This is a genomic window from Burkholderia sp. LS-044, assembly GCF_004803625.1.
GTDB lineage: Bacteria > Pseudomonadota > Gammaproteobacteria > Burkholderiales > Burkholderiaceae > Burkholderia > Burkholderia cepacia.
Genome location: NZ_SSWO01000022.1, coordinates 111,887 through 124,487 on the forward strand (window position 1 = coordinate 111,887; position 12,601 = coordinate 124,487).

Below are 12,601 nucleotides of genomic sequence, written 5' to 3' on the forward strand. Positions count from 1 at the left end.
GTCACTAGTGGAGATTGCCTGATTCCAGACTCGATTTGCGGATGTATCGCTGCCCGCTTTTCGCGTTAGAGCATCTGCTCTGTGGAATATTGTCAATTCCGGGAGGTGAGAAACTCGTTTTTATGACAATTTGATAAAATCGCGCGAAACAGCGGCAGCGCACCCGAGGTTCGTGCGCCATAACGAATCAAACTGAGAGACCGTCGTGAATATCCGAGAAGCGTTTCGCAATTTCGTATCGGGGATTGATACGAATCGGCGCCCTGTAACCCTGAATTGGGGTGCTGCGCAAAAAGAACTGGGCGCGCAGCTCGCCCTGCAGCACGTGAGTATTCGCGAAAGCATGATGACCGGCATCGATGGCCGTCTGACTTGCGTTTCGCAAAACGGAAGCCTCCCGCCCAAGCTCTTTATCGGTGCGCCCGTATCGGTCGGGCTGGTTACCGACCGTAACGGCAAGCACGCAATCAACGCGATCATCAGTGCGGTTCAGGTCGGGCGATCCGATGGTGAACTTACGATTTATCAGTTCACCGTGACCGATGCGGTGAATCTGCTTCACAAGCGCACCAACTCCCGTATCTTCCGCAACGTCAATGTGATCGACGTGCTCAACGTCGTGCTGAACGAATGGCGGCAACGTAGTCAGACGCTTGCCAGTGCATTCGAGTTCGATCTGTCGGGACTGAATTCGTCCCGGTATCCGAAGCGTTCGTACATGCGTCAGGTCAACGAGTCGGATGCGCGTTTCGTGTCGCGACTCTTGCGTCGCGACGGCATCACGATGTTCGTTCGCCCCGGACGCGCGAGCGGTCGGTCGAAAGACGATGAGCCGCCGGTGCATACGATGGTGTTTTGCGACGACCCGCACAAGTTGCCTGAAGGGCCGTCGGGTACGGTGCGGCTGCACCCGCGCGATGCGGGCACCGAAGAGCGCGACACGATCACGGTGCTGACGATGCGCCAGGAACTGATCTCGGGCGAAGCAAGCCGGCCGACCTGGGATTACCGGAAGGCGAACGTGGACCAATCGAGTCGGCCGGCCGGTCTCGACCAGGGAGCGGCCGGCAACGACCTGGCCCAGCTGTTGACCGATATCGTGATCGAGAGCCCGCACGTGGCGGACTCGTGGTCGGACCTCGACCGAATCACCGAAGACCGGATTCTGGCGCGCGAAGCGCACGCGGTCCGCTACGACGGCAAGAGTGGCATTCGCGATCTCCAGATCGGCACCTGGGTGACGATTACCGGAGATTCGGACTGGAATGCGCGGCCCGCCGAGCAGCGACAGTTCGTGCTCACGTCGCTGCACCATAACGTATGGAACAACTTGCCGAAGGAGCTGAGCGAGCGGGCGCAGACGCTGTTCTCGACGAGCCACTCGCTCGAGCAGCCGACGACGACGGGTAGCCAGCAACCGGACGATCAGGATACGCGCTACGAGAACCAGTTCACGTGTGTGCCGCGCGGCACGCCGCTGACGCCGATCTACGACACGAAGATCGATCTGCCGCTTACGCCGTTGATCACGGGGCGCGTGGTCGGCAGCGGGTCGGACGAGGTGACTTGCGACGAGACCGGTTGCGTGTACGTGATGATCCTGGGCCAGGACGCTGCGGATCACACCCATGCGCAAGGTGCGGGAACGAACGGGAACCTGGGCGATAGCGCGCCGATCCGCGTTGCATCGAGCCTGGCGGGGCCGACCTTCGGCCAGACCATCCTGCCACGCGTCAATACGGAAGTGTTGCTGGGCTGCCTGGGGGGCGATCCCGATCGCCTGATCATCCTCGGGGTTTTGCCGAACGGCGCCAACATGCCGGCCGCATTCAGTCATACCGGCAGCCTGCCCGGTAACCGCTACCTGACCGGTATCAAGACCAAGGAGATCAGCGGGCAACGGTATAACCAGCTTCGACTCGACGACACGCCGAAGCAAATCAGTGCGCAACTGGCATCCGAGCATGCGCATTCCCAGTTGAATCTCGGGTATCTGACCCAGCCCCGCGACAACGGCCAGGGTGCCGATCGCGGCCAGGGGGCGGAACTCCGGACCGATGCCGCTGCGGCATTGCGCGCCGCGCAGGGGATGTTGTTGACGACCTACGCGCGCACCCAGGCGAGCGGTGGCCAGCTCGACCGTGACGAACTGATCCAGCTGCTTCAGCAGTGCACGGACTTGTTCAAATCGCTTGGCGATTATGCAGGGCAGCACGGCGGGCAGGCGACCGACACGGCAGGGCAGTCGACACTGTCGGCTGCGTTCAAGGACTGGGGGCCGGGCGCCGGCGGCAACGATGCCTCACAGGCATTGATGGCATTCGGCGCGCAGGCCGGATCGTTGAACATCACGCCGAAAACGCACTTGACCTATGCGGGCGAGAACATCGATCAGGTAGCCGCCAACCATCTGCAATTCACGAGCGGCCAGAAGCTGAACATGCAGGCCGGCAACGGGCTGTGGCTGTTCGCGCAGAGTGCGGGCATCACGACGATCGCCAATCAAGGCAAGTTGCTGATGCAAAGCCAGAACGACGACACGCAAATCGATTCCGCGAAGAATTTCCAGGTGACGGCGGCAGGCGGCAAGGCATCGGTGCTGGGCAAGGACCAGGTCGTGCTGATGACGTCTGGCGGAGCCTACCTGAAGCTCGACGGCGCGAATATCGAGCTGGGTTGCCCGGGAACGTTCACGGTGAAGTCGGCCGGCCACTCGTGGCAGGGGCCCGCCAGCATGAGCGGCGAATTACCGACGTTCAGCCACTCGCCGCTCGGGCGGGTTCCGAAGCTGGTCCGCGCAACGGACGGGCAGCCTGCACCGGGATTCGATGCCGAGGTCAGAAAGGCGTCCGGCGACCTGCTGGACCAGCAGACCGATGAGGCAGGCAAGCTGTCGCCGATCAACGGCAACCAGTTCGAGCAACTGACCGTTCAGTTCATCAAGAAAAATATCTGAGCATTCCGGGGAGTAACGCATGACCGATTCTTTTCTGAATCCGCTGGGGCCTTCGTCGCCCGGCGCGTCGCCCGCTACGGGTGCCAAGGCCGGCATCCACGCGCGCAAGCGGCGCGTCGTGGTTGGAGAGGGCCAGGGACCGACACTATTCAATCAGCATAGCGAACTGATCTGCGTCAAACAGCAACCGTTGCCCGGCGTGATCATCTTCGTGCACGGTGTGAACTCGGAGGGGGAGTGGTACAAGGGCGCAGAAGATGGTTTATGCAAAGGGTTGAATCGACGGCTCGCACGGCTCGATGATCAGTTGGATCATAAGGGGGTGGTTGGCGGGCAGATGAGCCCCGTTCACTATACGGATAGCTTGACGCCCGATGGCTTTCTCAATCCCGACCTTCTGCCGGACACCTACATCAAGCCTGACCCTTCATTTTCTCCGGTGATCCATTTCCGCTGGGGCTACAAGGCCAACAAGGAAGAGTTGAAGGAATACGGGGACAAGATTTTTCTGAACGAGAAGAACTACTGGGGCGGCGGCCCTTTCGCGAACGGTTGTTCGAGCTTGCCGGACTTGTGGCATGAGGGGCTCGACGACCGGATCTTCGGCTGGATCTCCGTTCAGGCGATGAATCCGACGACGCGCCCGCTGTATCGAACTCCGCCCCGTACTTACGGAGTGCTCGCCGCGTTGCGTCTGGCCAAGCTGGTGGAGTCGATTCGCAGGAAGCAGGCGAACGTGCCGATCACGATCGTGTGCCACAGCCAGGGGAACATGGTTGGATTGACGGCGGCATTCTTCGGCGACCAGTTGCCAGAGGTGACCGACCCTTGGGGCAATACGGGGCGCTGCGTCGCCGATGCCTATGTGCTGGCGAATCCCCCTTATAGCGTCGCCAATACCGATACGGGAATGGATACCTGGTCCCAGCGGCGTGTCAAGGATTCCAAAGGTGGGCGTGGCCGTGAGACTTATGAGGCCCGTACGCAAACACTCCGCGCATTTCTCGACATCATCCGCGCCCGTTCGGCATTCGAACCGCCGGCGGACAAACTCGACAAAGAGATGGGCAATTGCCGGACATCTGAGCAAGGCAAGCCGTATTCAGCTGCCGCCGATCGGAGTGCGCACGGCTTGAACGGTTATACCCACGGCCGCGTGACACTGTATTGCTGCCCGCATGATCAGGTGATCTCCGCCGTGACGGTTCAGGGTATCGGATGGCGCGGGCTCGGGCGCGTCAAGGACGAGAACAAAGGGGACGGGCCGTCGAAGGAGCTCATTGATGTCGGCGCAGACGGCGTGCTGACGCAGCGGGTGTTTGCGACGCACTGGGAGGTGGGTAAAGTCGGTGACTACGGGTATTGGATCAACGACTGGCGGCACGGTAAAACGGGCACGACTCCCGGTTTCTGGTTTCCGCCTTCTCCGCCGGCAAAATTCGGACTGGTTCGAGCATTGAGCGGAAACGAGAATCCGATTGCCATGTTATTTTCAACGCTTTCTGCACCGGTTCTCTACCTGGTGACGCTGGCCACATCGAGCTTCAAGTTGTTTCCCGTTAATGCCGATCCTCCCGAATTCTGGACGGTGAACGCAAACGCGCCCGCACTCGACGAACCGTTCACGCCGAAGACGTACCGAAGCAATGATCTGGATAATCCGATCAAGGTGAAGGATGGCGATGCCGAAAGCGATTTCAACGAGGGATACGATACGCCCGCTTCAGCCCGGAACGTAGAGAAGAAGGACAAGAAATCCGATGATCCGTACGATACCTACCAGTCACAATCGCCTGACGACATAGCCAAAGGTGACGTCAATAGCGAAGCGTCGCAACGTTACGAAGATCACGCGATCCTGCGGATGCGTGCGCGTCGTGACGGCCGTAAGGCGTGGGTGGATGACGAAGGAAACGTGATGGGGGAAGACGGCACGAGCGACGCGCCGGAAGGTTACAAGGAATGGCATAACGAGCAGGTGGTGGACATCCTCGATGCCGGCAAGCTGAACAACCCGACCAATCACTCGACCACGATGACGAACCCGGAGCATGCGCAGAAGGCTCTGGCGTACGACGTCGCAATCGGATTGTGCTACCTGTCGCCACAGGATTTTACCGAGTTGCGGATTGAAGCGGATTGGCGGTTTGGGGAGGCGCTGCCGGAGAACCATCCAAGCAAGCACTACGCGGATTATTTCGAAAGTGGAGTAATGGTGGCGGGGAAGGATGCCATGCCGGTGCACGTGTGGGTCAAGAATGCCAAAGAGGCCAAGCGTCCCGAAAAAATTGTCGATGAGCGTGAGAACGAGCTCTATCTGAAAATCGGAGGGGGGGTATGAGTAAGCTCATTTCGACCCAGCCCCGTAGGTTGGTTGTTGCCATCGTAGTGTTGATTGTCGCGATGGGTATCATGTACAGCTTGAGTGCTTTCGCTGGACATACGCATCTTGACGAATTGAGCATGGGAGATTGGATGAAGCGATTGTTGGTAGTGCCATCCTTGGTTGCGCTTTTGACGTTTGTCGTGTCGACCATCATGATGGCGGCGCCTGCGCAGGCTGCCGTGCCGGCGCAACAAGACACTGCGGTCGTGAATACGGGTGACAGTTCTACCCCGTTCGCAGCGCAGGTGGTAGGACTCGAGTGGTTGAATCCGTTGCAACGTCGTGACTATCCAACAGAATGGCAAATTCTATGGGCAATGGGTCTTGTTCAGCCGAACAAGAACGACGATATGGTTCGGACGATGCCGCAGAAATTTTCGAAGTTGCAGTCAATTGGTGCGCTGGTGTACGGCAACCAAGGAACGGAAACATTCAAAGGTTTCTATCACAAGTACGTTCGCAAATTGCTTGGCCTGTTCGGCGATCGCTATGTGATGAACGCCAAGTATTTCTACACGGTCAAGTCCAAAAATAAGGATGATTGGCGTGAACTGGCTGGTATCCATGTGGAGTTTGCCGTGCCGGATAGACTGGACGCTGGCGAGGCTCAGGCTTATTTGCAGGAGAGCATTACCCGGGAGTTCAACATCGGTAACAAATACTTCCAGGATCTCTGGAGCCGTGACACCCCGCCCGACGTCCACGTCAACCAAGGCGGCGCAAACGCCGGATTCACATCGCTGAACCGCGCACTGGATTACCTGCAGGCGAACCCGGACAAGAGCGCGTGGGTGATGAACTGGGACGCCCCGAGCTTCCCGCCGAAGGACGCGCAGATCAACGAGAACATGGTGGTGCTGTTCCTCGTCGGGCCGAACTTCAAGACGGAGCGCGAACCGCTGGCCTGGATCGGCCGCGCGGCGACGGGCAACGTCAAGGACTACGAGGCGAAGGCCGGCACCACGCGCACGGTGCAGGCGTGGAAGGCCACGATCGACGGCGCGGCGCGCAACGCGGGCGTGCCGGTGCCGTCGCTGAACTTCGTGGTGCATGACGCGGGCCGGGGCGGCGAGGCGGCGTCGGAGCGGATCGGCGCGTTGTCGCAGACGCTGACGGAAGTGTTGCCGGACTACAACTTCAGCAAGCAGACGTTCAATACGCCGGCGCTGCTGGGCCCGATGGGAGCGGGTACGGCGCTGACGGACGTGGTGCTGGCGATCGGCCGGGCGAATCATCTTGGCGAGAAGGTGCTGGTGGCGGGGACGACGGATGCGCAGCACCCGACAGCGGTGGTGGTGTTGCCACCGTCGAAAGTCGTGCCGATCGATGCGGACAAGGACTGGTTCCGCGCGCGTGGCGAGAACAATGCGTACCTTCCGTGGTGGGGCCGTCGTCACGACACCAGCTATGGCATGCAGGGCTACTCCTACTGACCGGATAACCGATCATGCGAGGAATCATTCGAGTGGGCGACGTCCACAGTCACGGCGGTTATGTCGAGACGGGCGCGTCGAACAGCGATGTCATGGGGCGTGCGCCCGCACGTGTCGGTGACCGCTGCACGTGCCCGTTACATGGGCCGTGCGTCGTCGTCGAGGGCGACGGGCAGTTCGATATCGAGGGGGCACATGCGGCGTTCGAAGGTCACAAGACCTCATGTGGTGCCGTTCTGATTTCATCGTTGCCGACTTCGGCGCGCTCGTGATTCGAACGACCGGGACGGCCGAGTCGAGGTGACAGCGGGTTCGGCCCGGTTACCCGCCACGCTGTCCAGCGAAGGGCTGCGCGATGCATGGCGCAGCCCTTCGTCATTCCCGCGCGGCCCTTCAGTTGGCCGGCTGAGCGGCCGTCCCCGCACTCATCTGCACCACATGCGCGGCGCGCAGCGTATCGCCAAACATCTTTCCCATCGCCGCACCGCACTTTTTCGCGAAGCTGTCCGAATCGAGACATGTCTCCCCATCGGCGCGCGCCTTGTAGATCGGTTTGATCGTGTAGCGGGTACCGCCCGGCTTGTCGCCGGTCGCCGGGACGAGGGTTGTCGTCACATTCGATACCTCCATTTGCCACGTCGCGCTGATGGGCGTGCCGTTACGCGTGGTCCCGGACTCCGTGAACAGGCGGATCGTATGACTCGGCCTCATGGCCCGCAGTGCCGCTGGTACCGGATTCACGAACTTCATCTCGTCCAGCTCGACGATTCTCGTCGGCACACCGGCCAGTGCAGCCTGGATGCCTTCACCCAGTCCGGCGAGATACGCGTGCCCTTCGCTGCCGTACTCGGGCCTGTCGAATGCCTTGCCGTCCACGACGACCAGGATCGCGGTCGCTTCTGTCGGCGCGATGCCCGCGGTGTTTTCGCCGATGAGATCAGGCGTGGCGACGCAGCCGCTTACGAGCGTTGCAACCACGCATGTCGTCAATCCACGCAGTGTTTTCATCGTTTCAGCGCCGGCCAGTGGGGAGGGTGTCTTGTCGACTTGGGGCAATACAGCCGAGTGCAACCTGATCGCGCGATTGTGTTGGATGGTGTGCGGTTTGACAACGTGTCGTTCACGCGTTGTCGGAACGTAACCTTGTTAAGCGTGCCGCAAGCAGACGCCCCTCACATCTGCCTGAACAACCCCGCATACGCACGACTGACGGGCAGCATTTCCCGCTGCCCATGCACGCGAATCCGCAATCTCCCGAGCAAGTCGCGCTCGATGCGATCGATCGCTGCATACGCAACGATCACGCCGCGATGCACCTGCGCGAACCGCTCCGGATCGAGCCGCTGCATCAGCTCTTTCAGCGGCGTGCGAATCACGAGCCGTTCGCCAGCCGTGACGACTTCCGTGTATTTCTCCGACGCCTGGAAATACAGCACATCGTCGACCGATACGAGCCGCGTCGCATCCTTCACGCCTACCGTCAGCCAGCGGATCGGCACCGCTTCTCTTGCTTGTGCCGCCTGCGCAAGCGCATCGGCCTGCGCAAGCGCCGGCCCGCCGCGCTGAAGCTTCGCGATACACCGCAGCAGCCGCTCGTCCGTCACCGGCTTCAACAGGTAGTCGACGGCCGCGCGATCGAATGCATCGACCGCGTATTCGTCGTAGGCCGTGACGAACACGACATGCACGTCCGGCGCCAGCGCGGCGAGCTTCAACCCGTCGATGCCGGGCATCCGGATGTCGAGGAACGCGATGTCCGGGCGTGGCGACGCATTCAGCGCGGCCAGCGTTTCGATGCCGTTGCGCGGCATCGCAACGATTTCCAGTTCGGGCCAGAGCTGCCCCAGCCGCTGCGCGAGCGAGGCGGACAGGTTCGGTTCGTCGTCGGCGATGAGGGCGGTCGGCATGTCAGTCGATCGGGATCAGCAGGGTAGCGGTGACGCCATGCGCGGCGGCGGCGTTCGTTTCGACGCAGACTCGGCCACGCTCGCCGTGCAGTGTCCGGATGCGCGCCGCGACATTGGCGAGCCCGACGCCGCCATGCAGGCGCGTGTCGCTTTTGCCGAGGCCGACGCCCGTATCGATCACGTTGAGTTCGAGCCTGTCTCCACGCATCCTGCCGCGAATCACGATCACGCCGCCGTCGATGGACGGTTCGATCCCGTGCAGCAGTGCATTCTCGACGAGCGGTTGCAGCAGCAGCGGCGAGAACGGCAGCGCGTGCAGGTCCGCCGGCACGTCGATCGTATAAGAAAGCCGCTCGCCGAGCCGGATCGATGCGATCTTCAGCAGTGCTTCAACGAGTTCGAGTTCCTCGCCGAGCGTGGACGTCGCATCGCGCGTGCGTCGCAGGCTCGCGCGCAGGTAGCGGTTCAGGCTGTCGAGCATCGTCGATGCGCGGGCCGGGTCGCGCTCGATCAGGCTCTGCACGTTCGCGAGCGTATTGAACAGGAAGTGCGGCTCGATCTGCGCCTGCAGCAGGGCCAGGCGCGCGGCGGTCTCGGCCTGGCGCGCTTCGGCGGCTTCGCGGCGCTCGGTCTCGAGCGTCGCACGCATGCGCATCGATTGCAGGAACAACGATACGCACACGAACAGGATCGCCGAGATGAGCAACGACGGCCCGTAGTTGTCCCACGTTCCGAGGCGGGCGCGCCCGAACACGTGCGGCACGTTCCCGCGGACGATCGCTGCCGATATCTCGAAACCGATGAGCACGCTGGCCGGCGCAATCACGATGGTCTTCAGCGCGAGCCCCGGCTTGCGCGGCAGCAGCCGGTCGGCGGCGTGGCTGAACAGCAGCGCGCAGAAGCCGATCGTGTTGGCGACGACGAGGTAGGGCAGCAGCGGTTCGTTGAAATGGATCGCCCAGAAACCGAGACCGACGACCGAGTTGAAGCACGCGAACGCGAGCAGCGCGGACGGATCGCGCAGCCGCCGCCGCGGGGCGCCGGCGGGTGGCTGCGGAATCGGCGACGGGTCGGACGTGGCTCGCATGGTGTCGGGTGAAGGTGGGTGCGCGATGCGCCGATGGCCTGACCTTACTGCCGGACGGGCCGATAACGCGCGCGTTGCGACGAACGGCGCGCGGCTGCGACGAAGCGCGTCGGCTGCCGACGGTTGGCCGGTTTCCGCCACGAGTGTAGTGGAAGGTGCTGCGGAAGGACACGGGGTGTTGCCGGTTGCGCGTCGAGCACGAAGCGCCGGCCGGCGGGGGAGCGTGGACCATTCAGCTCGGACGTCGCCGGCGGCCGGACTCGGTGGCGCGTCATTCGTCCCGATTCGCCGGACGATCATCGCCGCGACGCGCAACTCGTCCGCAAATTCCGGCCGCCCGTCGCAAGCCGTGCCGTCTGCCTGATCGGCGCAGTACGGTGTTGCCGTGTCCACACCGACCAGGCGACTCCGACCATGTCCGCGCTCCTTCACCTGAAGCCTTACGTGTACGTAATGTTCTGCGTGCTGCTCTACATCGGCATCAAGCGCTGTTTCCCGCGCGAGGTGCCGGCGGCCCGACCGCTGATCTTGCCGGTGGCGTTCGGGATGCTCGGCATCGTCAGCCTGAACGGGCTTTTTCCGCATGCCGGCATCGACGCGAACGCGATTGCGCTGGCGGCCGTCCTGGGCGGCGCAGCGCTGGGCTGGCTGCACGCGAGCCGGTGGCGGCTCGAGTATCGTCCGGCGTCGTCGGGCCTGCGCGTGCGCCTGCCTGGCGACGCCAGCCTGCTCGTCACGCTGATGCTGACGTTCGTCGCCGAGACCGGCATCCATTACGCGGTCGCCGTGCACGCGGCGTGGGCGGCGACGAGCGGCTTCGTGATGCTGTCGTTCGCGGTATGGGGTGTGCTCGTCGGGATGACGCTCGGGCGCGCGGTGAACGTGGTCGTGCGCTGCATGCGCCATGCGAGCGGATCGGCAAGCGGCGGGTTCCCGTATTCGGTCGACCCGCGATGAAGGGTGCGAAACAACCGGCGAGCAGGTAACCGCCGGCCGAGCATGCGATCCGCCTTCGTCAATTGGATCGGCATCGAATCGAAGCGGCATGTAACGCGCGCTGTCTTGCGCCCTGTTTTCCTGTCATGGCCGCGTCATGGTGCGCCCATAACGTTGCACGTTCCCGTCGCGGCGGCATCGCCGAAGCCGGGACGTGCGCAACCCGCTCGCGACGACGTGCCCGCGTCGCAGGCAGGCCTGCCGGAATCTCGCTCCCGGCGGCGCGGCAGTCATGCCACGCGCCATTACATTCGAAGATACGATCGACGCCGGTTCGAACCGGATCGCGGACGATCAGGAGACAGGGACCATGCTGAGCCCGCATGAATTCTCGATGCTGTTGCGCGTTGCACGTGCGCCGGACAGCGTCGATCCGTCGAATCCGGCTTTTGCCGTGCTGGTCGAGAAGCGGCTGGTCGACGATACGCAGATGCGCATGAACGCCGTGGCCGCGCGCCCGGCGCTGACACCGGTCGGCCAGATGCTGCTGGCGCGCTTCGACGAAGCGGCTTGAGGGGGCGCGTCACGCATTCACCGAAACGAATGGCGTGACGCGTTGAAGTGTCGGGCCGCTTACTGCGCGACCGGCACCGTCACATCGCTGCCGAACCAGTGCATCGAGATCTTCTTCAGCGTGCCGTCCTTGTGCAGCGAGTCGAGCGCGTCGTTGATCGCCTTCTCGAACTTCGGGTTGCCCTTGCGGAACGGGATCGCCATTTCCTGCTTGCCGCCGTTCAGCACTGCGCCCGCGCGCAGCGGCAGGTTCGACGTCTTGATCATGTACGGCAGCATCAGGCGGTCGTCGAGCGTCGCCTCGATCCGGCCGGCGGCGAGGTCGCGCAGTTTCTCCGGCGCGCCCGGATACGTCTGCACCTCGATGCCCGGCACGGTGCGCGCCATCTGGTCGTAGTTGGTGCCGAGCGTCACGCCGAGCTTCTTGCCCTTGAAATCGTCGAGCGACTTGAAGTTGCGCGTGTCGTCCTTGCGCTGGATCAGCTGGGCGGCCGAGTACGTGTACGGCTCGCTGAAGTCGAGCGCTTCCTTGCGCTGCGGCGTGATCGTGACCTGGTTGACGATCACGTCGAACTTGCCGGCCTGCAGGCCGGCGATGATGCCGCTCCATTCGGTCGGGATGAACTGCGTCTTCACGCCGAGCTTGCCGGCGACCGCGTTCGCGACGTCGACGTCGAAACCCTCGAGCTGGCCGGACGTGCCGCGCGAGTTGAACGGCGGGTACGTGCCCTCGAGGCCGACGCGCAGCACGCCGGCTTTCTTGACCGAGTCGAGCAGGTCGTCGGCGTGCGCGGCGACGGCCGTGAAGCCGAGGGCCGACGCGAGCAGCAGGCCCGACAGCAGGAACTTCGAACGTTTCATCGCAGATCTCCAGAGGTCAGTGTCGTGTGTGGTGAGCGCCGGGTATCGGTCGAACCCGGGGGCGGCCGGAATACGGGCATGTAGACACTACTCGCAACCGCGCCGCGCCGGAAGTCGAATTGGCCCTGATTGAGATCGATTTCAGCAGGGCGGGGGCGGCCGGCCGCGTGACTGGCGTGTGGGAGGTGCCGTACAAGGCGTGGGGAGTCGCGCAAGAAGCTGTTGCGCGGGTATCGCGAGTGACGTGCGAAATCACTCGAAATTCATTGCGATTCCAGGGTCAGCAAATTGATGATGAAAGTGGATTGCACGGAGTTGGACGCCTGGACGCGGATGGACCTATCCGTGATTTCGTGGGCGGGGCATATCATGAGGTGTAAAAGTCATGGATATGCCAATGAAGAAGAAAAGGCAAACTGTAGCGCGTCAGGCAGCGGCCCGCGGGCCGCTGCCTGAACTGCC

Annotated in this window: 10 protein-coding genes; 6 read left to right on the top strand and 4 right to left on the bottom strand. The window is 62.7% G+C overall.

Annotated features, from left to right (window positions below):
* Positions 1–205: 205 nt before the first annotated feature.
* The 4 genes from E9536_RS36555 to E9536_RS36570 are packed head-to-tail and all read left to right on the top strand — an operon-like array spanning position 206 to position 7,047.
* Positions 206–2,956 (top strand): type VI secretion system Vgr family protein, encoded by a 2,751-nt coding sequence (locus tag E9536_RS36555; RefSeq protein WP_060194605.1) that lies wholly within the window; start codon positions 206–208, stop codon positions 2,954–2,956.
* 19 nt (positions 2,957–2,975) lie between these two features.
* On the top strand, positions 2,976–5,297 hold the full coding sequence (locus tag E9536_RS36560; protein WP_230952135.1) for a hypothetical protein: 2,322 nt from the start codon (positions 2,976–2,978) through the stop codon (positions 5,295–5,297).
* Positions 5,294–6,775, top strand: coding sequence for a virulence factor (locus E9536_RS36565; protein ID WP_211097519.1), 1,482 nt, complete (start codon positions 5,294–5,296; stop codon positions 6,773–6,775). Before E9536_RS36560 ends, E9536_RS36565 begins: the two co-directional genes overlap by 4 nt.
* Before the next feature lie 14 nt (positions 6,776–6,789).
* Positions 6,790–7,047 carry a PAAR domain-containing protein gene (locus E9536_RS36570; RefSeq protein ID WP_081076294.1) on the top strand — a complete coding sequence of 86 codons (258 nt, stop codon included), beginning with the start codon at positions 6,790–6,792 and terminating at the stop codon, positions 7,045–7,047.
* A gap of 121 nt (positions 7,048–7,168) precedes the next feature.
* On the opposite strand, the gene E9536_RS36575 is transcribed toward E9536_RS36570, so the two are convergent.
* The 3 genes from E9536_RS36575 to E9536_RS36585 all read right to left on the bottom strand — a co-directional run bounded on the left by E9536_RS36575 (position 7,169) and on the right by E9536_RS36585 (position 10,162).
* Positions 7,169–7,783: a hypothetical protein gene (locus E9536_RS36575; RefSeq protein ID WP_124536112.1), complete on the bottom strand. Its 615-nt coding sequence runs from the start codon at positions 7,781–7,783 to the stop codon at positions 7,169–7,171.
* A gap of 164 nt (positions 7,784–7,947) precedes the next feature.
* Complete coding sequence (locus E9536_RS36580) at positions 7,948–8,682, bottom strand: LytTR family DNA-binding domain-containing protein (RefSeq protein WP_027788530.1); 735 nt, start codon at positions 8,680–8,682, stop codon at positions 7,948–7,950.
* A 1-nt stretch (position 8,683) separates the two neighbouring features.
* Entirely contained in the window at positions 8,684–10,162 is a 1,479-nt protein-coding gene (locus E9536_RS36585; protein ID WP_348772210.1) for a histidine kinase, read from the bottom strand.
* A gap of 21 nt (positions 10,163–10,183) precedes the next feature.
* Between E9536_RS36585 and E9536_RS36590 the strand changes: the two genes are divergently transcribed.
* The gene (locus tag E9536_RS36590; RefSeq protein WP_136472496.1) at positions 10,184–10,726 is read left to right on the top strand and encodes a hypothetical protein; all 543 of its coding nucleotides are present in this window, start codon (positions 10,184–10,186) and stop codon (positions 10,724–10,726) included.
* A 349-nt stretch (positions 10,727–11,075) separates the two neighbouring features.
* Positions 11,076–11,279, top strand: coding sequence for a hypothetical protein (locus E9536_RS36595; protein ID WP_027788527.1), 204 nt, complete (start codon positions 11,076–11,078; stop codon positions 11,277–11,279).
* A 59-nt stretch (positions 11,280–11,338) separates the two neighbouring features.
* On the opposite strand, the gene E9536_RS36600 is transcribed toward E9536_RS36595, so the two are convergent.
* Positions 11,339–12,139, bottom strand: a complete 801-nt coding sequence (locus E9536_RS36600; RefSeq protein ID WP_021161832.1) for a transporter substrate-binding domain-containing protein — start codon at positions 12,137–12,139, stop codon at positions 11,339–11,341.
* Positions 12,140–12,601 lie beyond the last annotated feature (462 nt).